The 21,727-nt window shown below is 72.8% G+C and carries 19 protein-coding genes and 1 pseudogene; 19 read left to right on the forward strand and 1 reads right to left on the reverse strand.

Translation table 11 applies throughout. The annotated features are described in order from the left end of the window. The first annotated feature begins 253 nt into the window (after nucleotides 1-253). From fusA to V1227_RS02750, 10 genes are all read left to right on the forward strand, one after another. Nucleotides 254-2,242 carry an elongation factor G gene (gene fusA / locus V1227_RS02705; RefSeq protein WP_329790864.1) on the forward strand — a complete coding sequence of 663 codons (1,989 nt, stop codon included), beginning with the start codon at nucleotides 254-256 and terminating at the stop codon, nucleotides 2,240-2,242. Nucleotides 2,243-2,295: 53 nt separating this feature from the next. Beyond that, complete coding sequence (locus V1227_RS02710) at nucleotides 2,296-3,057, forward strand: endonuclease/exonuclease/phosphatase family protein (protein ID WP_329790865.1); 762 nt, start codon at nucleotides 2,296-2,298, stop codon at nucleotides 3,055-3,057. 75 nt (nucleotides 3,058-3,132) lie between these two features. Beyond that, a complete protein-coding gene (locus V1227_RS02715) occupies nucleotides 3,133-3,741 on the forward strand; it encodes a hypothetical protein (protein WP_329790866.1) in 609 nt (202 codons plus the stop codon). Nucleotides 3,742-3,762: 21 nt separating this feature from the next. Beyond that, nucleotides 3,763-5,988, forward strand: a complete 2,226-nt coding sequence (locus V1227_RS02720; RefSeq protein ID WP_329790867.1) for a GH92 family glycosyl hydrolase — start codon at nucleotides 3,763-3,765, stop codon at nucleotides 5,986-5,988. Between the two features lie 179 nt (nucleotides 5,989-6,167). After that, a complete protein-coding gene (locus V1227_RS02725; protein WP_329790868.1) occupies nucleotides 6,168-7,301 on the forward strand; it encodes a zinc-dependent alcohol dehydrogenase in 1,134 nt (377 codons plus the stop codon). After that, nucleotides 7,291-8,208 (forward strand): NAD-dependent epimerase/dehydratase family protein, encoded by a 918-nt coding sequence (locus tag V1227_RS02730; RefSeq protein WP_329790869.1) that lies wholly within the window; start codon nucleotides 7,291-7,293, stop codon nucleotides 8,206-8,208. Before V1227_RS02725 ends, V1227_RS02730 begins: the two co-directional genes overlap by 11 nt. A gap of 9 nt (nucleotides 8,209-8,217) precedes the next feature. Continuing rightward, nucleotides 8,218-9,813: a carbamoyltransferase family protein gene (locus V1227_RS02735; protein ID WP_329790870.1), complete on the forward strand. Its 1,596-nt coding sequence runs from the start codon at nucleotides 8,218-8,220 to the stop codon at nucleotides 9,811-9,813. Continuing rightward, the gene (locus V1227_RS02740) at nucleotides 9,810-10,709 is read left to right on the forward strand and encodes a glycosyltransferase family 2 protein (protein ID WP_329790871.1); all 900 of its coding nucleotides are present in this window, start codon (nucleotides 9,810-9,812) and stop codon (nucleotides 10,707-10,709) included. Before V1227_RS02735 ends, V1227_RS02740 begins: the two co-directional genes overlap by 4 nt. After that, nucleotides 10,706-11,605 (forward strand): glycosyltransferase family 9 protein, encoded by a 900-nt coding sequence (locus tag V1227_RS02745; protein WP_329790872.1) that lies wholly within the window; start codon nucleotides 10,706-10,708, stop codon nucleotides 11,603-11,605. The genes V1227_RS02740 and V1227_RS02745 overlap by 4 nt, the downstream gene beginning before the upstream one ends. Next, nucleotides 11,566-12,780: a UDP-glucose dehydrogenase family protein gene (locus V1227_RS02750; RefSeq protein WP_329790873.1), complete on the forward strand. Its 1,215-nt coding sequence runs from the start codon at nucleotides 11,566-11,568 to the stop codon at nucleotides 12,778-12,780. The genes V1227_RS02745 and V1227_RS02750 overlap by 40 nt, the downstream gene beginning before the upstream one ends. Before the next feature lie 54 nt (nucleotides 12,781-12,834). On the opposite strand, the pseudogene V1227_RS02755 reads toward V1227_RS02750, so the two are convergent. Beyond that, nucleotides 12,835-14,172, reverse strand: a pseudogene (locus V1227_RS02755) (aldehyde dehydrogenase family protein); the annotation flags it as partial. Between the two features lie 47 nt (nucleotides 14,173-14,219). Between V1227_RS02755 and V1227_RS02760 the strand changes: the two are divergent. Genes V1227_RS02760 through V1227_RS02800 form a run of 9 tightly spaced genes read left to right on the forward strand, consistent with a single transcriptional unit; the run spans nucleotide 14,220 to nucleotide 21,720 of the window. Next, complete coding sequence (locus V1227_RS02760) at nucleotides 14,220-14,615, forward strand: ChaB family protein (RefSeq protein WP_329790874.1); 396 nt, start codon at nucleotides 14,220-14,222, stop codon at nucleotides 14,613-14,615. Further along, nucleotides 14,612-15,604 carry an NAD-dependent epimerase/dehydratase family protein gene (locus V1227_RS02765; RefSeq protein WP_329790875.1) on the forward strand — a complete coding sequence of 331 codons (993 nt, stop codon included), beginning with the start codon at nucleotides 14,612-14,614 and terminating at the stop codon, nucleotides 15,602-15,604. The genes V1227_RS02760 and V1227_RS02765 overlap by 4 nt, the downstream gene beginning before the upstream one ends. 53 nt (nucleotides 15,605-15,657) lie before the next feature. After that, nucleotides 15,658-16,173, forward strand: a complete 516-nt coding sequence (locus tag V1227_RS02770; protein WP_329790876.1) for a D-glycero-alpha-D-manno-heptose-1,7-bisphosphate 7-phosphatase — start codon at nucleotides 15,658-15,660, stop codon at nucleotides 16,171-16,173. Next, the gene (locus V1227_RS02775) at nucleotides 16,170-17,153 is read left to right on the forward strand and encodes a glycosyltransferase family 9 protein (protein ID WP_329790877.1); all 984 of its coding nucleotides are present in this window, start codon (nucleotides 16,170-16,172) and stop codon (nucleotides 17,151-17,153) included. The genes V1227_RS02770 and V1227_RS02775 overlap by 4 nt, the downstream gene beginning before the upstream one ends. Beyond that, nucleotides 17,150-18,010, forward strand: a complete 861-nt coding sequence (locus tag V1227_RS02780; RefSeq protein WP_329790878.1) for a glycosyltransferase — start codon at nucleotides 17,150-17,152, stop codon at nucleotides 18,008-18,010. Before V1227_RS02775 ends, V1227_RS02780 begins: the two co-directional genes overlap by 4 nt. Beyond that, nucleotides 18,007-19,206: a glycosyltransferase gene (locus tag V1227_RS02785; RefSeq protein ID WP_329790879.1), complete on the forward strand. Its 1,200-nt coding sequence runs from the start codon at nucleotides 18,007-18,009 to the stop codon at nucleotides 19,204-19,206. Before V1227_RS02780 ends, V1227_RS02785 begins: the two co-directional genes overlap by 4 nt. After that, entirely contained in the window at nucleotides 19,203-19,778 is a 576-nt protein-coding gene (locus V1227_RS02790) for a D-sedoheptulose-7-phosphate isomerase (RefSeq protein WP_329790880.1), read from the forward strand. Before V1227_RS02785 ends, V1227_RS02790 begins: the two co-directional genes overlap by 4 nt. Then, nucleotides 19,775-21,049, forward strand: coding sequence for a D-glycero-beta-D-manno-heptose 1-phosphate adenylyltransferase (gene rfaE2 / locus V1227_RS02795; protein ID WP_329790881.1), 1,275 nt, complete (start codon nucleotides 19,775-19,777; stop codon nucleotides 21,047-21,049). Before V1227_RS02790 ends, rfaE2 begins: the two co-directional genes overlap by 4 nt. Further along, nucleotides 21,049-21,720, forward strand: a complete 672-nt coding sequence (locus V1227_RS02800) for an SDR family oxidoreductase (RefSeq protein WP_329790882.1) — start codon at nucleotides 21,049-21,051, stop codon at nucleotides 21,718-21,720. The genes rfaE2 and V1227_RS02800 overlap by 1 nt, the downstream gene beginning before the upstream one ends. The last annotated feature ends 7 nt before the right edge of the window (nucleotides 21,721-21,727 follow it).

Genomic DNA, 21,727 nt, shown 5'->3' on the forward strand with positions numbered 1-21,727 from the left:
GTTCCTAAAAGCGTTGTGAGGCGCCGCTCACGATGTCTACACTCCACGATCGACATCACCTGGGACGACGAGAGGGGACCGGCCGTGCGCACCACCGTCGTCCTCCCGTCCCGTTTCGACGTGATCCTCGTGTCTCCGCGCCCCGGCTGCTCGCTGCGCGCCGGGCACCGGAGTGTCTGACGAACCCCTTCGGAGGTGTTCGTCGGGTCATCGCGCTGACCCCGCAAGTCCTTGACACCAAAGGCACACGACCATGCGCACGATCACGTTGGACGCTGTCCGCAACATCGGCGTCCTCGCCCACGTCGACGCGGGCAAGACCACGCTCACCGAACGCGTCCTGTACGCCACCGGCAGCACCTACAAGCGCGGCGAGGTCCACGACGGCACCACCGTCACGGACTTCGACCCGCAGGAGCGCGACCGCGGCATCACGATCTTCGCCGCGGCCGTCACCTGCACGTGGGACGGCCACCGCGTCAACCTCATCGACACGCCGGGGCACGTCGACTTCTCCGACGAGGTCGAACGGTCCCTGCGCGTGCTCGACGGGGCGGTCGCGGTGTTCGACGGCGTGGCCGGGGTGGAACCGCAGAGCGAGTCGGTGTGGCGGCAGGCGGACCGGCACGGCGTGCCGAGGATCGCGTTCGTCAACAAGCTCGACCGGGCGGGCGCGGACCTGGACGACGCCGTCGAGTCGATCCGCACGCGCCTGCACGCCGTGCCGCTCGTCGTGCAGCTGCCGATCGGCGCGGAGGACGGGTTCCGCGGTGTCGTCGACCTGGTGCGCCTGCGGGCGCTGGTCTGGGACGACGACGGGATGACCGAGGGACCCGTGCCGGAAGCGCTGCTGGCGGAGGCACAACGCCGCCGCAGGCTGTTGGAGGAGGCGGTGGCGGAGCTGCACCCCGACGCCGTCGAGGAGTTCTTCGCGGGAGGGTTGTCCGAAGAGACGCTCGAGAACGCTTTGAGGGAGTTGACGCTTCAGGGCAACGGAACCGTCGTGCTGTGCGGCTCGGCCTACCGCAACCGCGGTGTCGAACCGCTGCTGGACGCGGTGATCGCGTATCTTCCGTCCCCTGTGGACGTTCCGCCGGTGCGGGGCGTCGACGGCGAGGAACGGGAGGCGGATCCGGACGCGCCGCTCGCGGCGCTGGTGTTCAAGGTGAACTCCACCGCCACCGGACGGCTGGCGTACGTCCGCGTCTACTCGGGCACCCTCCACAAGGGAGAGACGGTCCTCGTCGCCGGCCGCGGCGAGCGCATCGGCCGGGTCCTGCGCGTCCAGGCCGACCGGCACACGCCGGTCGACCGGGCCGTCGCGGGGGACATCGTGGCACTCGTCGGGCTGAGGTCGGCCCGCATCGGGGCGACCCTGTGCGCGCCGGACGCTCCTCTGCTGCTCGAACCGCCGGTGTCGGCCGGCCCCGTCGTGTCGGTGGCGGTGGAGGCGAGGACCAGCGCGGACAACGCCCGGCTGGCCGAGGCGCTGGCGCACCTGGTCGACGAGGACCCGTCGCTGCAGGTCAGGACGGACCCGGAAACCGGCCAGACCGTGCTGTCCGGCCTGGGCGAGCTGCAGCTGGAGGTCGCGGTGCAGAAGGCTCGCACGAGCCACCGCGTCGAGATCAGCATGGGACGCCCACGGGTGTCCTACCGCGAGACCGTCGCGAGCGGTGTCACGGGGTTCGTCCACCGGCACGTGAAGCAGGACGGAGGCGCGGGCCAGTTCGCCCACGTGGTGATCGACACCGAACCGCTGGAGACCGGGTTCGAGTTCCGCTGCACCGTCACCGGCGGCCGGGTGCCGCGGGAGTTCGTCAGCGCGGTCGAGCAGGGCTGCCGGGACGCGCTCGCCGAGGGACCTCTGGGCCACCCGGTGACCGGCCTGCGGGTGACGCTCACCGACGGGTCCACGCACGTCAAGGACTCGTCGGAGATGGCGTTCCGCACGGCGGGACGGCTCGGGCTGCGCGAGGCGCTGAAGGCGGGCGCCACGACGCTGCTCGAACCGATCGCCGAAGTCGCGGTCACCGTGCCGGAGGAGCACCTCGGTGGTGTGCTGGGCGACCTGGCCTCGCGGCGCGGCCGGATCCTCGGCTCGCGGGCGAGAGCCGGTGAGGCGGTCGTGACGGCGAGCGTGCCGCTGGCGGAGATGTTCGGCTACGTGACGGCGTTGCGCAGCCGGACGCAGGGCCGCGGCACGTTCACCAGCACGCCGGCCGGCTACGCGCCCGCCTAGGTGAACGCGGGCCTGCCCCTTCCCCGGGGCAGGCCTGTGCCATGCTCGGCACGGTGTCGACCTTGAGCGTGATGTCGTTGAACCTGCGGTACGCCTCGGACGCCGAGCCGAACTCGTGGGCCACGAGACGGCCGGTGATGGCGCAGCTGCTGATGAGCACGCTGCCGACCGTCATCGGCACGCAGGAGGGCCTGTACGGGCAGCTCGGCGACATCGCGCACGACCTGCCGGACCACTACGACTGGATCGGCCTCGGCCGGGCGGGCGGCAGCCGCGACGAGTTCATGGCGGTCTTCTTCGACACCATCCGGGTGCAGCCGCTCGAGTTCGACCACGAGTGGCTGTCCGACACGCCGAACGTCGTCGCCTCGCGGTCGTGGGGCAACAACGTGGTCCGCATGGTCACCTGGGTCAGGTTCGCGGACCGCCTCACGGGCAAGCAGTTCGTGCTGGTCAACACCCACTTCGACCACGAGTCGGCGAACGCGCGCCTGTGCTCGGCCGAGTTCGTGCGCGACCGGCTCGCCGCGCAGACGTTGCCGGTGGTCGTCACCGGCGACTTCAACGACGTGCCCGGCTCACCGGCCTACGCCACCCTCACGTCGATCCTGACCGACACCTGGGTCGCCGGGCCGCGGACCACGCCCGCCTACGGGACGTTCCACGGGTTCGGCCCGCCGGTGCCGGACGGTCCGCGCATCGACTGGATCCTCACCCGCGGCGCCACGGTCGAGGCGGCCGCGATCAACGCCTTCCAGCGGGACGGCCAGTACCCGACCGACCACCTCGCCGTCCAGGCCCTGATCAGGTTGTAGGCCGGCGGCCAGGTGAGACGGGCTGTCAACGGTGAAGGGAAATGGTTCATACCAATTTCCGCTACGGTCCGCGGGATGCGCCTGAAATCGACGTCCGGACGCGTCGCGGTGATCGCGTGCGCGTTGCTGTTCACCCTCGGCTCGACCGCGGTCGCGAACGCCTCGCACGGCCGCGAGTGCGCCACCCCGTCCATCGACCGGTACCAGCAGTGGATCGCCAGTGGCGAAGGTGCCACGGAACCCGCGACCGGGAGCATCCTCGTGCCGAAGGGACGGCACGACCACACCGCGAAGATCAAGTTCCTCGCCGACGACTGGGCCGTCATGGTCGTCTGGCTGGGCAACAGGTTCGAGGCACAGGCGGACCTGTCGGATTCGCGCGGGTTCTGGCTCACCTACCGCGCCACCGACGACCTGTACGTCCAGCTGCGGCCCGCCGAGTTCTGGAGCGGCGGCGACAAGTGGGTCACCGAGATCCCGTCGACCGGCGGCCGGCTCGTGAAGCAGTTCTTCAGCTTCAAGACGGAGAACTGGACGTACCTGCCGGCGCTCGGCAAGCCGTCCTACCCGCTCGCCGAGGCCCTCGACGACGCCCGCGGCCTGGTGTTCGTCGGCAACACGAAGAACGACCTGGAGTTCCAGGGGCTGAAGGTCGACGGCTACCGGCCACCCTGCGTTCACTGAAACCGGGTTGGGGTCCGGGACGTGAGAGCGCTCCCGGTCCTCCTGGTCACTGTCCTCACCGCCGCACTGGCGACCCCCGCGAGCGCGGCGGTGAGAGACGACACCCGGTACGTCGACCCGCTGATCGGCTCGGCGGGCGGCGGCAACACCTATCCGGGCGCCGTGCGGCCGTTCGGGATGATCTCCTGGAGCCCCACGTCGACCCGCGGTGACCAGACCGACACCGGTGCCGCCAACGGGTACGCCCACGACGCCACCAGGGTCCGCGGCTTCAGCCTCACGCACGTCAACGGGGCGGGCTGCCACCCCGGCGCCGCGGGCGACGTCCCGATCATGCCGCACGTCGGCGAGATCACCTCGTCGCCGACGGCGGACACCCGGGACCAGATCTTCGCCAGCGACTTCTCGCACGCCGACGAGAAGGCCGAGGCCGGCCGCTACCGGGTGGGCCTGGCGTCCGGTGCCACGGCGGACCTGTCCGTCACGACCCGCGCGGGCATCGGCGAGTTCACCTTCCCGGTCAGCGGTTCGCTGCTGTTCCGCACCTCCAACCCGCTCAACGGCAGCGAGGACGCCGACATCACGATCGACCCGGCGGCGAACAGCGTCTCCGGCTCGGTGCTGACCGGCGCGTTCTGCGGCCGCCGCGCGAACGGCGGCACGAACAACCAGAAGACCTGCTACCGGCTGCACTTCACGGCGTCGTTCGACCGCCCGATCGCGAACTACGGCACGTGGGTCGACAGCGAGCTGCGTCCGGGCACGACGCAGGCGAGCGGCGGCGAGGGCTACCTGACCGGGAGCGCGCGTGCGGGCAGAGGGTCCGGCGGTTACGTGTCCTTCGCGGACAGCAAGGTCCGCATGCGCGTCGGCATCTCCTACACGAGCCTCGACGCGGCGAAGCGCAACCTCGCCGCGGAGATCCCGAAGCGCGCGACCGTGGACGACGTGGCGGAGGAAGCGCGCAAGGCGTGGGCGAAGCAGCTGCGCGCGGTCGAGGTCGACGGTGGCACGACCGAAGAACGCACGATCTTCTACACCGCGCTCTACCACACCTTCCTGCAGCCCAACGTGATCACGGACGTCGGCCAGGCGACGCGGCACGGCAACTTCTCCGGCTGGGACCAGTACCGAGCCCACACGCAGCTGCTGGCGCTGCTGGCCCCGGACGTGGCGAGCGACTTCGCCCAGTCGTTGCTGGAGATCTCGCGCCGCAACGGCGGGGTGTGGGACCGCTGGGTCCACATCACCGGCCCGACGCACGTCATGACCGGGGACCCGTCCGCACCGGCGATCGCGGGCATGTACGCCATGGGCGCCAAGGACTTCGACGTCAACGCCGCCTACGACTCACTGCTGCGCCAGGCGACCGTCCCGCACCCGGACGGCCTGTCCGACAGGGGCTGCCCCGGCCAGTGCGAGGGCCAGCGCCCGAACCTCGCGGAGTACACGAGGCTCGGCTACGCACCCCACGACACCTGCCACTGCTGGGGAGGCGCCGCCGAGACGCTCGAGGACGCCGTGGCCGACCGGGCGCTCGCCGACCTCGGGCGCAGGCTCGGCCGTCCGGACGCGGCGATGGAGGAGCGCGCGGGCTGGTGGCGCAACACGTTCAACCCGGCCACCGGCCACCAGCAGGCCCGCAAGGCCGACGGCAGCTGGGTGACCCCGTTCAACCCGGCCTCCGACCAGGGCAGCAGCGCCACCTACACGTGGATGGTGCCGCACGACGTCCAAGGTCTCGCGCAGGCGATGGGAGGGCCGGAAGTGGCGGCCACCAGGCTCGACGGGTTCTTCAAGCACGCGGACGGCTCGTGGGCCACCGGCGGTGACGCCCTGCGGTACGACCCGACGAACGAGCCCGGCATCCACACGCCGTGGATCTACAACGAGCTCGGCCAGCCGCGGAAGACCCAGGAGACCGTGCGCGCGATGGCCCGCCTGGTCTACAAGACGGGGCCGTCCGGCCTGCCCGGCAACGACGACCTCGGCACGATGTCCGCCTGGTACGTCTTCGCCGCGCTGGGCCTCTACCCGCGCACGCCGAGCAGCGCCGAACTCCACCTGTCCAGCCCGATGTTCACCAAGGCCCGGATCACGAAGAAGAACATCACGATCCTCGCCACCGGCACCCCCGGTGTGCACGTGCGGGAGACGCGGTGGAACGGCCGCGAGGTCGAGCGGCCGTGGCTGCCGGAGGCGTTCGTCGAACGCGGGGGAGTGCTGGTCTCCCGTCTCGAGGGCTGACCCGGCAGCGATCGGCCCGGCGAGGAGCCGCCGCGGTTCACGACGCCCTCCACGCCCGGCTCGACAGGGCCGAAAACCGGCAGCCCTCCCGTGCCGAACGGCCTGGATGTCCGCTGAGCTGGTGTTTGCCGCCGACGACCACGGGAAGACCCAGGTCGACGACGCAGGGAGGCGGAAACGTGAAGGCTGTCGTGTGGCACGGCGAAGGCGACATCAGGCTCGACGACGTGGAGGACCCGAAGGTCCACGAACCGACGGACGCGGTCATCCGGATCACCCGCAGCGCCATCTGCGGCACCGATCTGCACATGGTGCGCGGCACGATGCCGGGCATGGTCGAGGGGACCGTGCTGGGGCACGAGGCGGTCGGCGTCGTCGAGGAGGTGGGGTCCGCCGTGCGCGGGTTCTCGCCGGGCGACCGGGTGGTGATCCCGTCCACGATCGGGTGCGGCACGTGCTCCTACTGCCGCGCCGGCTACTACGCGCAGTGCGACACCGCGAACCCGAACGGCCCGGCCGCCGGCACCTGCTTCTTCGGCGGACCCGAGGCGACCGGCCCGGTCAACGGCCTGCAGGCCGAGTTCGCCCGGATCCCGTACGCGGCCACGACGATGGTGCGCATCCCGGACGGCGTGAACGACGACCAGGCGATCCTCGTCTCCGACATCTTCCCGACCGCGTGGTTCGGGTCGCGCCTCGCCGAGGTCGGCCCCGGCGACACCGTGCTGGTGCTCGGCGCCGGGGTGGTCGGCCAGTTCGCGATCGCCTCGGCGAAACGGCAGGGGGCCGGCCGCGTGATCGTCGTCGACGGCATCGCGTCGAGGCTCGACAAGGCACGCGAGCAGAACGCCGAGACCGTCGACTTCAACTCCGAGGACCCCCTCGAGGTCGTGAAGGACCTGACCGGCGGCATCGGGCCGGACCGCGTGATCGAGGCCGTCGGTGTCGACGCGGAGAGCCCCGGAGAGCGCGGGGACGAGCAGTGGAAGCCGGGCGACTCGCCGGCGCTGGCCCTGCAGTGGGCCGTCGAGCTCGTCGCCAAAGCGGGCTCGATCGGGATCATCGGCGTCTACCCGCCGGGGTTCGGGCAGTTCCCGATCGGCGACGCGATGAACAAGAACCTCACGCTGCGCATGGGCAACTGCAACCACCGCCGCTACATCCCGGACCTGCTCGACCTCGTGCTCACCGGCGTGGTCGACCCGACCGCGTTCATCACCCGGCACGAGCCGCCCAGCGCCGCGATCGAGGCCTACAGGTCGTTCGACCTCCGCGAGGACGGCTGGCTCAAGACGGTGCTCGATGTCGCCTGAACGAGTGGTCGTGACGGGCGGGGCGGGCTTCCTCGGTTCGCACGTCTGCGAGGCGCTGCTGCGGGAGGGCGCGGAGGTGGTGTGCGTCGACTCGTTGCGGACCGGGTCGCGCGAGAACGTGCCCGCCGGGGTGGAGATCGTCGTGGCCGACGTGTCGCGGCCGCTCGACCTGCCCGGTCCCGTCGACCTGGTACTGCACCTGGCGTGCCCCGCCTCGCCCGCGGACTACCTGCGCATGCCGGTGGACACGCTGAAGGCGGGCGGGTTCGGCACCTACCACGCGCTGGAACTGGCGCGCGGCAAGGGCGCCCGCGTCGTCGTCGCGTCGACCAGCGAGGTCTACGGCGACCCGGAGGAACACCCGCAGCGCGAGTCGTACTGGGGGCACGTGAACCCCATCGGGCCGCGCAGCGTCTACGACGAGGCCAAGCGGTTCGGCGAGGCGATGACCGTCGCGTTCCGCGCGGAACACGGCGTCGACACGGGAATCGTGCGGATCTTCAACACCTACGGGCCCAGGATGCGCGCGCACGACGGCAGGATGATCCCCACGTTCCTGCGGCAGGCGCTGGCGGGCGAGCCGCTGACCGTCCACGGCGACGGGTTGCAGACCCGTTCGCTGTGCTACGTCGACGACCTCGTGCGCGGGCTGCTCGCGATGGCGCGCTCCGAGCACCCCGGACCGATCAACCTCGGCAACCCGGACGAGGTCACCGTGCTCGACGTCGCGCGCCGCAGCATCGAGGTGACCGGCAGCTCGTCGGTGATCCGCCACGTCGAGTCGATGGTGGACGATCCCCGCCGCCGGCGCCCGGACATCGCCCTGGCGCGGGAGGTCCTGGGCTGGCAGCCGAGCGTTCCGCTGGAAGAGGGACTGCGGTCGTTTGTCCGGGAATTCGCCGGGTAGCCGCTCGTCATGCGAGTTCTCGGGATCAACGCGGTGTTCCACGACCCCGCCGCGGCACTGGTGGTCGACGGCGAGGTCGTGGCGGCGGCGGAGGAGGAACGGTTCTCCCGCCGCAAGCACGGCAAGCGCCCGGTGCCGTTCTCCACGTGGGAACAGCCCGAGCTGTCGGCGCGCTGGTGCCTCGAGCAGGCCGGCCTGACCGCCGCCGACCTCGACGCCGTCGCGTACTCCTACGACCCCGCCCTGGTCGACGCGGAGTACGCACCATGGGAGGAACTGCGGACGACCTACGCGCGCAAGGCTCCGCAGTTCCTCGCCACCTCGCTGCCGGGTCTCGATCCCGACATCGTCCAGTTCGTGCCGCACCACGTCGCGCACGCCGCGTCCACCGGCCTCGCCGCGCCCTTCGGCGGCAACTGCGCCGTGCTGGTGGCCGACGGCCGCGGCGAGTGCGGCTCGCACCTCGCCGGGCGGTACGTGGACCAGACGCTGACGACCTTCGCGTCCCAGCGGCTCCCGCACTCGCTCGGCCTGATGTACGAGGACCTGACCGAGCACCTGGGGTTCCTGCGGTCCAGCGACGAGTACAAGGTCATGGCGCTGGCCTCGCACGCCGAACCGGTGCACCTCGACCTGATGCGCGAGCACGTCGTGGTGCGCGACGGCGGCTTCGAGATCCGGCCGCTCGACTGGAGCACGCTCGCCAAGCAGCGCGGCAAGGACGAGGACCTCACCCGTGAGCACGCCGAGCTGGCGGCGAGCGTGCAGGTGCGCCTCGAGGAGGTGCTGCTGGAACTCGTGCGGTGGCTGCACGAGCGCACCGGCGAGACCCGCCTGACGATGGCCGGCGGCGTGGCGCTGAACTGCGTGGCCAACACGAGGATCTTCGCGGAGGGGCCGTTCGACGAGGTGTGGGTCCAGCCCGCCGCCGGAGACGCGGGCACCGCGCTGGGAGCGGCGCTGCACGCGAGCGCGGACGTCGTGTCGCCGATGCCGGGCGCGGACCTCGGGCGCGGCTTCACCGACGACGAGATCGAGTCGGCGCTGCGGGTCGCCGCCGTGCCGTACAAGAGGTCCGACGACGTGGCGCTGGAGGTCGCCGAGGCGCTGGCCGCGAACAAGATCGTGGCGTGGTTCCAGGGCCGCAGCGAGTACGGCCCGCGCGCCCTCGGCCGCCGCTCCCTGCTCGCGAACCCCTGCTACGCCGAGAACCTGACGCGGCTGAACGACGTGAAGGGCCGCGAGCAGTTCCGGCCGGTGGCGCCCATGGTGCTCGCCTCGCGTGCCGCGGACGTGTTCACGCGCGGCCCGATCCCCAGCCCGTACATGCTCTTCGTGCACGACGTCCGTCCGGAGTGGACCGACCGCATCCCGGCCGTGGTGCACGTGGACGGCACGGCCCGCGCCCAGACCGTCGACGGTGACCCGCTGCTCGAGCGGATGCTGCACGAGTTCGAGGCGCGCAGCGGCGTCCCGGTGGTCGTGAACACCAGCCTCAACACCGCGGGACGGCCGATGGTCGACAGCCCGCGCGACGCGCTGGAGTGCTTCGGCTCGTCCCCGATCGACCTGCTCGCCATCGGCCCCTTCGTGGTGCGCCGATGAGCTACTCCGTCGTGATCCCCACCGTCGGGCGGCCGAACCTGGACGTCCTGCTGCGCGCGCTGGCCGAGGGCGAGGGGCCCGACCCGTGCGAGGTGCTCGTGGTGGACGACCGCGAGACCCGCCTCGGCCCGGCCGCCGCGCGCAACACCGGCTGGCGGAAGGCGAAGGGCGACTGGGTGGCGTTCCTCGACGACGACGTGGTGCTCGCGCCCGACTGGAAGGCGCGGCTGTGGGCGGATCTCGCCGACCTGCCCGAGGACGTCGGGGCGAGCCAGGCGCGGATCGTCGTGCCGCTGCCGCAGGACCGCAGGCCGACCGACGCCGAGCGCGGCACGGCGGGTCTCGCCACCGCCCACTGGATCACCGCCGACATGGCGTACCGGCGTGAAGCCCTGGCGCGGGCGGGCGGGTTCGACGAACGGTTCCCGCGCGCCTACCGCGAGGACGCCGAGCTGGCGTTGCGCGTGCAGGACCTCGGCTACCGGATCGTGCGCGGCTCCCGCGTCACGACGCACCCGGTGAAGCCCTCGACCTTCCTCACCAGCGTCCGCGACCAGCGCGGCAACGCCGACGACGCCCTGATGCGCCGGCTGGTGGGGCCGAAGTGGCGGTCGCGGATCGGAGGGCAGCGGGGACGGCTGCCGTCGCACGTGGCGACCACGGCGTCCGGACTGCTCGCGGTCCTGTGCGGAGCGCTCGGCCTGCGCCGCGTGGCGGGGGCGTTCGCCGCGGCGTGGGCGGGACGCACGGTGTGGTTCGCGGTCGTGCGGATCGCGCCCGGACCGCGGACCTGGGACGAGGTGGTCCGCATGCTGGTGACGAGCGCGCTGATCCCTCCCGTCGCCTGCTGGCACCGGGTGCGCGGCGAGCTGCGGCACCGGCGGGTGCGGCCGTGAGGATCCTGGTGCTGCGGGCGCTCGGGCTGGGCGACCTGCTGACCGCCGTGCCGGCCCTCAGGGGGCTGCGGGCGGCGTTCCCGCGGGCGGAGATCACCCTGGCCGCGCCCGGGTGGCTCGCGGACGCGGTGTCCAGGATCGAGGTGGTGGACGCGCTGCTGCCCACCGCGGAACTGGCGCCGATCGACTTCCACCGGCCCGACCTCGCGGTCAACCTGCACGGCAGGGGTCCCCAGAGCGTCGAACGGCTTTTGGCCACGCAGCCGCGCCGCCTGATCACCTACGCCGACGGCCGGTGGGACGAGAGGGTGACGGCCCTCGCGTGGCCCGCCGAACAGCACGAGGTGCTGCGGTGGTGCCATCTGCTGCAACGGCACGGGATCCACTGCGATCCCGACGACTTCAGGCTGGCGCCCCCGGGAGAGCGGACCGGCCGGATCGTGGTCCACCCCGGCGCGAGCACGGGCGCGCGGAGGTGGCCGGCGGAGAGGTACGCCGAGGTCGCGCGGGCGCTCGGACCCGAAGTGGTGATCACCGCCGGACCGGGGGAGGAGGACCTCGCCCGCCGGGTCGGCCCGAACGTCGTGGCGGGCACCCTGGCCGACTTGATGGACCTCGTCGGCACCGCCCGGCTCGTCGTCTGCGGCGACACCGGGGTCGCCCACGTGGCCACCGCCTACCGGACGCCGTCGGTGCTGCTGTTCGGCCCGGTTCCGCCTGCCCTGTGGGGACCGCGCCGGGGACCGCACCGGGTGCTCTGGCACGGCACGACCGGCGACACGTTCGCCGACGTCCCGGATCCGGGGCTGCTGCGGATCACGGTCGAGGAAGTCCTGGACGCCGCGGGAGGTGTGCTGTGCGAATCGGAGTCATCGGCGCCGGCTACGTCGGCCTGACCACCGCTGCCTGCTTCGCCCACCTCGGGCACAACGTGACGTGCGCGGACGTGGACGCGGCCAAGGTGCGGGCGCTGTCCGCGGGCGAGGTCGCGCTGCACGAGCCCGGGCTGCGCGAGCTCGTCGCGGAAGGTCTGGAGAGCGGCCGCCTGCGGTTCGTCCAGGGCAGCGCTCTGTCCGATGTGGACTACACGTTCATCTGCGTGCAGACGCCGACCGGCGCCGACGGCGAGGCCGACCTGTCCGCCGTCGAGGACGTGCTGGGCCAGACCTCGACCCCGGTCGTGCTGAAGTCGACCGTGCCCGTCGGCACGGCGGCCAGGCACCCCGGTGTCGTGTCGAACCCGGAGTTCCTGCGCGAGGGCCACGCCGTCGAGGACTTCCTGCGCCCGCAACGGATCGTGGTCGGCGCGCAGGACGAACGGCAGGCCCGCGAGGTCGCCGAGCTGTACGGGCCGACCCGCGCCCCCGTCGTCCTCACCGACAACACCAGTGCCGAACTGGTGAAGTACGCGAGCAACTGCTTCCTGGCGCTGAAGCTGTCGTACGTCAACACGCTGGCCGAACTGTGCGAACAGCTGAACGCCGACATCGACGGCGTCACGGAGGGGATGCGGCTCGACGACAGGATCGGCGCGTCGTGCCTCGCGCCCGGTCCGGGCTGGGGAGGCTCGTGCCTGCCGAAGGACACGCTGGCGCTGCTCGCGACGGCGCGCACCGCCGGCGTCGACTTCGCCACGCTCGAGGCGGCCATCGCGACCAACCGGCACCAGCCGCGGCGGGTCGTCGACCGGATCCGCTCGGAGGCCGGACCGCTCGCCGGGGCCCGGATCGGGCTGCTGGGGCTGACGTTCAAGGCGGGCACCAACGACCTGCGCGACTCGCCGGCCCTGGTGGTGGCGGGGATGCTAGCCCGGGAAGGCGCCTCGCTGACGGCCTACGACCCGTGCGTCACGGGCAACCGGCCCGGCATCACCGTGGTGGGGAGCGCGGCGGAGGCGGCGGCCGGGGCGGACGTCGTGGTGGTGCTGACGGAGTGGCCGGAGTTCGCCGAGCTGGACTGGCCGGAACTGGCGCACCACGTGCGCGTGCCGCTCCTCTTCGACACCCGTGACGTGGTGCCGCCGGAGAAGGCGGAGGAGGCCGGGTTCCGGCTCATCAGGACCGGGCACTGAGGCAAGGCGCCCGGACCGGGCGCCGGCGTCTCCGGCCGGTCCGGACCTGGTGCGGGGAACCCCGAGGTGGACCACCTTGGTCGTGGTCATCTCGTCGAGCAGCTCCGGCCCGTAGCCGAACCCCGTGCCGGACGCGCCACGCGGCTGTGCCGCACCGCCGGGTGCGCCGCCGAACACCGCGTTGACCTTCACCGTGCCCACCGGCAGCTCCCGCCAGGCGCGCTGGGCGTTCTCCATCGACGCGGTCAGCACCGTGGCCGCGAGGCCGTAGTCACCGGTGCAGGCCTCGGTCAGGCCCTCCTCGAACGACGACACCAGCTGCACCGGCGCGACCGGACCGAAGGTCTCCTCGCACATCACCCGCATCGCGCTGCCGCAGTCCGCCAGCACCGTCGCCGGGTAGAACGCGCCGGGACCGTCGGGCACCGACCCGCCCACCAGTGCCGAGGCGCCGGCCGCGAGGGCGTCCGACACCTGCTCGTGCACGAACTCGCGGTGCCGGGTGTCGACCAGCGGCTGCGGATCGGTGTTCCACTCGCGGGCCTGCGCGCACAGCGCCTCCAGGAACGGCGTCGCGATCGCCTTGTGGAGGTAGATGCGCTCGACCGACGTGCAGAGCTGGCCCGCGTTGGTGAACGCCCCCAGCGCGGCCTGGGAGGCGGCCCACACCGGGTCGACGTCGTCGTCGACGAGCAGCGGGTCGTTGCCACCGTTCTCCAGCAACAACTTCGCCGACGAGGTGCGCGCGATCGCACGGCCCGTCGCGGTGCTGCCGACGTGGGCGACGAGGTCGACCTCGGGGGAGCCGACGAGCGCGGAGCCGACCTCGCCGTCACCGACCAGCGTCTGCAGCACCCCGGCGGGGAAGTGCGGCCGCAGCACGGTCGCGAGCAGCAGGCCGGTGTGCGGGCAGCGCTCGCTCGGCTTGTGCACCACCACGTTCCCCGTCACCAGTGCGGCGCCGATAAGGCCGCACGCCACCGCGACCGGGTCGTTCCACGGCGTCAGCGCCACGACGAGCCCGCGCGGTTCCGGGACCATGAAGTCGACGGCGGAGCCGAGCAGGGACCGTCCGCGGTGGACCGGGCCGAGCTCGGCGTACTGCTCGAGCGTGGAGACGCCGGCCATCACTCCCTCGCGGGCGGAGGCGAACGGCCGTCCCGTCTCGGTCTCCACCACCGTCGCGAGGTCGTTCGCCCGTTCCCGCAACGCCGCCGCTGCTTCGCGCAGCGCCGTTCCGCGTTCGGCGGCGGGGGTGGCGGCCCAGCCGGGGAAGGCCGACCGGGCGGTGGACAGCGCGGAGGAGACCTCGGACGGCGTGGCGGTGGGGAGCCATCCGACGAGCTGCGAGTCGCGCGGGCTGTGGACATCGATGGCGTGCATGGTCGTCATGTCGTTCGGGTACCCGTCATCGCAGGTGAAAACCTTGGAGGAGAGCCATGCCCGGACGGCAGGAACTGCCCAGCACGGTGGCCCGCTCGTCGGAGAAGGCGCAACGGACGTGGATCAAGGCGCACGACTCGGCGGTGGAGTCCTACGGCGAAGGCGAACGTGCGCACCGCACCGCCTTCTCCGCGTTGAAGCACGGCTTCGAGAAGGTGGGTGACCACTGGGAGGCCAAGCAGGAGAAGGGGCCCTCCGACCCGCAGGCCGAGCGCGGCACCCCGGCCGCCGGCGAGACGGCCGGCGGAGTCGACGCGAACGCGAGCAAGGAACACCTCTACGACATCGCGACGAGGCTGGAGATCGAGGGCCGCTCCCGGATGACCAAGGACGAGCTCGTGGACGCCATCCAGAAGGCGAACGACCGCGAGACGGCGAGGGCGCGCTCATGAAGGTCGTCGTCACCGGTGCGAGCGGGAACGTCGGAACGGCTCTCTTACGCCGGCTGGCCCAGGAACCGGACGTCCAGGTGCACGGCATGTCCCGCCGCCCGCCGGGCGACGCGCCGCCGTACCGCGGGGTGCCCTGGACACCGGTCGACCTCGGCCGGGCCGGCGCGGAGGAGGTGCTGAAGACGGCTTTCGAGGGCGCCGACGCCGTGGTGCACCTGGCGTGGATGATCCAGCCCTCCCGCGACGAGCGGCGGCTGTACCGGACGAACGTGGCCGGTTCCGCGCAGGTCTTCAGCACGGCGGCCGAGGTCGGTGTGCCGCACCTGGTGCACATGTCGTCCGTCGGCGCGTACTCGCCGGGCGGCAAGGACCGGCACGTGGACGAGTCGTGGCCGGTCAACGGCGTGACGTCGTCGTTCTACAGCAGGCACAAGGCCGCTGTGGAGCACATGCTGAACAAGTTCGAGTCGCAGCTGCTGATCTCGCGTCCGCGACCCGGCCTGATCCTGCAGTCCGACGCCGGGTCGGAGATCCACGGGTACTTCCTGGGCAAGCTGGTGCCGAAGTCGCTGTTCCGGCAGCGCATCCCCGTCCTGCCGCTGCCGCGCCGCCTGGTGCTGCAGTTCGTCCACGCCGACGACGTCGCCGACGGACTGGCCCTCATCCTGAAGCACCGGCCGCACGGCGCGGTGAACCTCGTGGCCGATCCCGTCGTCACTCCCCGTGTTCTCGCGGAGGTCCTCGGCGGTCGGCACGTCCCGGTCCCGGAAGGGCTGGTGCGGGCCCTGGCGAGCGTGAGCTGGCACCTCCGGCTGCAGCCCACCCCACCCGGCTGGGTGGACCTCGCGCTGAAGTCTCCGCTGCTAGACGCCTCGCGCGCACGAATCGAGCTGGGCTGGAAACCGCAGTTCGACGCGCAGGAAGCCCTCCGGGCCCTGGTGCGCGGGATCGGGGAGGGCAAGGACGTGCCGGCCAGCCCGGCGCTCTAGAAGCGCTTCGCCGAGTAGCGTTTCAAGCCGTTTTTCTAGGCTAACTCTCCTCTATGGACGAGCCTTTCGACGCGGTGCTGTTCGACCGCGACGGCACGCTGATCCGGGACGTCCCGTACAACGGCGACCCGGATCGCGTGACCCCGATGCCAGGCGCCCGCGAGGTGATGCGGGCCCTGCGCGCCCGTGGCCTGCGCACCGGCGTCGTGAGCAACCAGTCCGGGATCGGCCGCGGAATCCTGGCCCACGAGCAGGTCGCGGCGGTGAACGCGCGCGTCGAGGAGCTGCTGGGTCCCTTCGGCACCTGGCAGATCTGCCCGCACCACCCCGACGAGGGCTGCGCGTGCCGCAAGCCCGCGCCGGGTCTGGTGCTGGCGGCCTGCGAGGCCCTGGACGTCCGTCCCGAACGCGTTGTCGTCGTCGGTGACATCGGGGCTGACGTCGACGCGGCCGCCGCGGCCGGTGCGTCGTCGGTGCTCGTGCCCACCGAGGTCACCCTCCGCGAGGAGGTCGACAGGGCACCGCGCACCGCGCCCGACCTCCGGTCCGCGATCGGGATGATCTTGTGAGGACGCTCGTCGCGCGTCTGGACAGCGACGGGGACGTGCTGCTGGCCGGGCCGGCGGTGCGTGCCGCCGCGACGGCCGGCGAGGTCGTCTTCCTCTGCGGCCCGAACGGTGTCCGGGCCGCGGAGCTGCTGCCCGGCGTCACCCGCGTCATCGAGTGGGAGTGCCCGTGGATCGCGAACCCGGCTCCCGAGGTCCGACCGTTCGACATCGAGGCCGTCACCGCGTTGCTGCACGGCGTGCGCGCCGACGTGGCGTTGATCCTGACGTCGTTCCACCAAAGCCCGCTGCCGCTCGCCCTCGTCCTGCGACTGGCGGGTCTGCCGAAGATCGTCGCGCGGTCGGTCGACTACCCCGGTTCGCTGCTCGACGTACGTCTGACCGGTGACGAGGACATCCCCGAGGCGCAGCGGGCACTGGAGGTCGCGCTGGCCGCCGGGTTCGCGCTCCCGGACGGCGACGACGGCCGCCTGGCCGTCGTCGACCCGCCGAAGTCGCCGCTGGGCCGTCCGTACGTGGTGGTGCACCCCGGTGCGACGGTGCCCGCCCGCACCTGGTCGCCCGACAGGTGGGCCAAGGCCGTGGTCGCCCTGACCGCGGCCGGCCACCGCGTGGTCGTGACCGGGGGTCCGGCGGAAGCCGCCCTCACCGGGCACGTCGCGGGCGCGTGCGGAACCGATCTCGGCGGGCGCACCAGCTTGCTCGAACTGGCCGGGGTGCTCGCCGGCGCCGAGGCCGTCGTGGTCGGCAACACCGGCCCGGCCCACCTCGCGGCCGCGGTCGGCACACCCGTCGTGTCGCTGTTCGCCCCGGTCGTCCCGGCGGCCAGGTGGGCGCCGCACGGCCGGCACGTGCTGCTCGGTGACCAGAACGCGCCGTGCCGCGGGACGAGGGCCCGCGACTGCCCGGTGCCAGGACATCCCTGCCTCGACCAGGTCGACCCGGCCGACGTCGTGGCCGCTGTAGCGGAGGTGACGGCGTGAAGATCCTGCTGTGGCACGTGCACGGCTCCTGGACGCACTCGTTCGTCCAGGGCGGCCACGAGTACCTGGTCCCGGGGCCGCCCCACGGCATCGGGCTCGCCGGGAGGCCGTGGGACGCGCGGGAGGTCGATCCGTCCGAAGTGGACGCCGACGTCGCGGTCGTCCAGCGGCTGGAGGAGCTCTCGCAGGTGCCGTCCGGGATCCCGGTCGTGTACCTGGAGCACAACACCCCCGGCCGTCCGGCGCAGGAGCACCCGCTGGCCGGCTGGGACGGGACGCTGGTCCACGTCACGCACTTCAACGACCTGATGTGGGACTGCGGCACGACGAGGACCGTCGTGATCGAGCACGGCGTCGTCGACCCCGGACCGCTCTACACCGGAGAGCTCCCGCGCGCGGCGGCGGTCATCAACGAGCCGGTCCGCCGCGGCCGGATCGTCGGCACCGACCTGCTGCCGAGGTTCGACCCGATCGACGTGTTCGGCATGGGGACCGAGGAGATCGGCGGCATGGGCGACCACGGACTCCAAGCGCTGCACCGGGAACTGGCCCGGCGCCGCGTCTACGTGCACACCCCGCGCTGGACCTCTCTCGGGCTGTCGCTGCTCGAGGCCATGCACATCGGCATGCCGGTCGTCGCGCTGGCGAGCACCGAGGCGATCAGGGCGGTGCCCCCGGAAGCCGGCGCGATCTCGACGAACGTGGACGAACTGGTGGCCGCGACACGGGAGCTCATCGCGGATCCCGTTCTCGCGCAGGAGAAAGGACGACGGGCTCGCGAGACCGCGCTGGCCCGCTACGGGCTCGACGCGTTCCTGCGCAACTGGGACGCGACCCTGAAGGAGGTGATCGGATGAGGATCGCGATGGTGTCGGAACACGCCAGCCCGCTCGCGGCTCTGGGTGGTGCCGACGCGGGAGGGCAGAACGTGCACGTGGCCGCGCTGGCGGCCGCGCTGGTGCGGCGTGGTCACGAGGTCGTGGTCTACACCCGGCGCGACTCGCGCCGCCTGCCCCGCCGGGTGGGCACCCCCGACGGCTACGAGGTCGTGCACGTGCCCGCGGGCCCCGCGAAACAGGTGCCCAAGGACGACCTGCTGCCGCACATGACCGAGTTCTCCCACTTCCTCGCGCACGACTGGGGCGAGCGGCCGCCCGACGTGGTGCACAGCCACTTCTGGATGTCCGGCCTGGCCTCGGTGCTCGCCGTGCGGCACACCCGGATCCCGCTCGTGCACACCTACCACGCCCTCGGCACGGTCAAGCGCCGCCACCAGGGCGCGCAGGACACCAGCCCGACCGAACGGATCGCCGTGGAGCGCCTGGTCGGTCACGAGGCCGACGCCATCGCCGCCACGTGCGACGACGAGGTCGAGGAACTACTCGCCATGGGCCTGCGGCGGAACAAGATCGCGGTCGTGCCGTGCGGCGTGGACACCGCGCTGTTCAGCCCCGCCGGTCCGGCTGCACCGCGGACGGGTCGGCGCAGGATCGTGTCGGTCGGCAGGTTCGTGCCCCGCAAGGGTTTCGACGACCTCATCGCAGCGCTGCCGCTGGTGCGGGACGCGGAGCTGGTGATCGCCGGAGGGCCGCCCGACCTGAAGGCCGACCCCGAGGCGCGCCGGCTGCTCGCCCGCGCGGAACTGTGCGGGGTGGCGGACCGGGTGCGCCTCGTCGGGCAGGTGGCGCGTGCGGACATGCCCGCGCTGCTGCGCTCGGCGGACGTGGTGGCGTGCGTGCCGTGGTACGAGCCGTTCGGCATCGTCCCGCTGGAGGCGATGGCCTGCGGCGTCCCGGTCGTCGCGTCGGCGGTCGGTGGTCTCACCGACACCGTCGTCCACGGCGTCACCGGTGTGCAGGTGCCGCCGCGTGATCCGCGCGCCCTCGGACGGGCGCTGCGCGAGCTGCTGTCGAACCCGTCGCGCGGCTTCGCCTACGGGATCGCGGGCAAGGACAGGGTGGACGCCAAGTACACCTGGGACGAGATCGCCGCCCGCACGGAGCTCGTCCACCGGCGGGCGCGGACGACCGGCGACCTGGCGGTGGCCCAGTGACGGTAGAGAGCCACCTCGACGGGCTGACGACCACCCTGGCGGGGCTGCGCGCCCAGTCCTCCCGCATCCACCGCTGGGGAGAGCACCTGGCGCGGCTGCTCGTGAGCGGCGGCAGGGTGCTCGCGGCTGGCAACGGCGGTTCGGCCGCCGAGGCCCAGCACCTCACCGCCGAGCTGGTCGGCCGCTACCGCGACGACCGCGCGCCGTTCTCCGCGCTGGCGTTGTGCGCCGAGACCTCCAGCGTCACGGCGATCGCCAACGACTACGGCTACGACCAGGTCTTCGCCCGCCAGGTCACGGCGCACGCCCGGCCCGGCGACCTCGTGGTCCTGCTGTCCACCAGCGGCAGCAGCCCGAACCTGCTGGAGGCCGTGCACGCCGCGCGTCGGGCGGAGGCGACCTCGTGGGCGCTCACCGGGCCGCTGCCGAACCCCCTGGCGTCCCTGGCCGACGACGCGCTGGCCCTGCCCGGCCAGGCCTGCAACGTGCAGGAGGCGCAGCTGGTCGTCGTGCACGCGCTGTGCGAGGCCTTCGAAGCGGCGCTGCCGTCCTCGATGAGGAGGGCGTCGTGAGGCTGGTGGTGGTCGGTGACTCCCTGCTCGACGTCGACGTGGAGGGGACCGTCGAGCGCGTCTGCCCGGACGCCCCCGCCCCCGTGCTGGACGTCGTCGGCGAGCACCCCAGAGCCGGGGGCGCCGCCCTGGCGGCGGCGATGGCGGCGCGCGACGGCGTGGACGTGACGCTGGTCAGCGCGCTGTCCTGCGACGAGGCGGGGGAGCGGCTGCGGTCGCTGGTCGAGGTCCCCGGCCTGTACGGGCGCACCGGGGCGGTGCCGGTCAAGACGCGCCTGCGGTCCGGCGGCACCTCCCTGGCGCGCGTGGACCGCGCCGGTTCGGGAACGCCCGAGGTCACCGACGACATGCTCGACGTGGTGCTGTCCGCCGACTTCGTCCTGGCCTCCGACTACGGGCGCGGCCTGCTGCGCGACGAACGGCTGCGGTCGGTGCTCACGCGCGTCCCGGTGGTGTGGGACCCGCATCCCCGCGGCCCGGCGCCGGTGCCGGGCGCGCGCCTGGTGACGCCGAACCTGGCCGAGGCCACGGCGTTCAGCGGCCTGGCCGGCCCCGACGAGGCGGCGCGCGAGCTGGCGGCCCGCTGGCGCGCCCGCGCCGTCGTGGTGACGCTCGGCAGCCGGGGCGCCCTGCTGCACTGCGGCGGGACGCCCGTCGCCGTGCCCGCGCCGGTGGTGCGGGCGGCGGATCCCTGCGGAGCGGGGGACCGGTTCGCCGCGTCGGCGGCCGTCCAGCTCGCCGGGGGCGCCGCGCCGGACGACGCGGTGGCGCGGGCGGTCGCGGACGCGGCCGAGTTCCTCGCCGGCGGCGGGGTCTCGGGCATGCGGGCGCCGCTGCCGTCCACTGTGGAGTCGGTGCGCCGTCGTGGCGGGAAGGTCGTCGCCACGGGCGGGTGCTTCGACGTCCTGCACACCGGGCACGTGCGGATGCTCGCCGCCGCCCGCGCACTGGGCGACTGCCTGGTGGTGTGCCTCAACTCCGACCAGTCCGTGCGGAGGCTCAAGGGCGAGGGACGGCCGGTCAACCGGGAGTCCGAGCGCGTGGAGGTGTTGCGCGCGTTGGAGTCCGTGGACGACGTGGTCGTGTTCGGGGAGGACACCCCGGAGAACGTGCTGGGCCGGTTGCGCCCCGACGTGTGGGTGAAGGGCGGCGACTACACCGCCGACCAGCTGCCGGAAACCGCTGTCGTGCGGCGCTGGGGTGGGCGGACGGTCGTCGTGCCGTACCACCGGGGCCGTTCGACGACCGCGATCCTGTCGAGGAGGGCTTGATGCTGGGCAACGTGCTGGTGACCGGAGGTGCCGCAGGACTCGGGGCGGCGGTGGCGCAGGCGGTGCGCGAAGCCGGGGGGACACCGCTGGTGCTGGACAAGTCCGCGCCGACCACCGGGGAGTTCGAGCTGGTCGACCTCGCGGACGGGCGTGCCGCCGAGGAGGCGGTCCGGACGCTCGCCGAACGGCACGGCCGCTTCACCGGTGTGGTGACCGCGGCCGGGATCGACCGCTGCGGCACGCTGGCCGAGGTGCCGCCAGACGAGTGGGAACAGGTGGTGCGGGTCAACCTGTTCGGCACGGCGGCGGTGATCAGGGCGGCGTTGCCGCACCTGGAGAACGGCCGCGTGGTCACGGTCGCCTCGACGCTCGGGCTGCGCGCCGTCAGCGACGCGACGGCCTACTGCGCCTCGAAGTTCGGCGTCGTCGGGTTCACCCGCGCGCTGGCCGCCGAGACCGCGGGGAAGGTCGGCGTCACGCTGGTGGTGCCCGGCGGGATGCGCACGAACTTCTTCGACGACCGCACCGAGCAGTACCGGCCGCAGGACCTCGACAAGCTGAACCCGCCGGACCGCGTGGCGGCGGCGATCGTGTTCGCGCTGAACCAGCCGGAGGGCTGCGAGATCCGCGAGCTCGTCATCGCCCACGCGGAGGAGCCGTCCTGGCCGTAGGCTGGCG

It is taken from the genome of Lentzea sp. DG1S-22, assembly GCF_036321065.1.
Taxonomy (GTDB): Bacteria; Actinomycetota; Actinomycetes; order Mycobacteriales; family Pseudonocardiaceae; genus Lentzea; species Lentzea jiangxiensis.

Coding starts and splice junctions, on each gene's coding strand:
- V1227_RS02735 (WP_329790870.1), top strand. CDS start 8,218: ATGCGAGTTCTCGGGATCAACGCGGTGTTCCACGACCCCGCCGCGGCA.
- V1227_RS02730 (WP_329790869.1), top strand. CDS start 7,291: ATGTCGCCTGAACGAGTGGTCGTGACGGGCGGGGCGGGCTTCCTCGGT.
- V1227_RS02740 (WP_329790871.1), top strand. CDS start 9,810: ATGAGCTACTCCGTCGTGATCCCCACCGTCGGGCGGCCGAACCTGGAC.
- V1227_RS02785 (WP_329790879.1), top strand. CDS start 18,007: ATGAGGATCGCGATGGTGTCGGAACACGCCAGCCCGCTCGCGGCTCTG.
- V1227_RS02760 (WP_329790874.1), top strand. CDS start 14,220: ATGCCCGGACGGCAGGAACTGCCCAGCACGGTGGCCCGCTCGTCGGAG.
- V1227_RS02800 (WP_329790882.1), top strand. CDS start 21,049: ATGCTGGGCAACGTGCTGGTGACCGGAGGTGCCGCAGGACTCGGGGCG.
- fusA (WP_329790864.1), top strand. CDS start 254: ATGCGCACGATCACGTTGGACGCTGTCCGCAACATCGGCGTCCTCGCC.
- V1227_RS02715 (WP_329790866.1), top strand. CDS start 3,133: ATGCGCCTGAAATCGACGTCCGGACGCGTCGCGGTGATCGCGTGCGCG.
- V1227_RS02770 (WP_329790876.1), top strand. CDS start 15,658: ATGGACGAGCCTTTCGACGCGGTGCTGTTCGACCGCGACGGCACGCTG.
- V1227_RS02765 (WP_329790875.1), top strand. CDS start 14,612: ATGAAGGTCGTCGTCACCGGTGCGAGCGGGAACGTCGGAACGGCTCTC.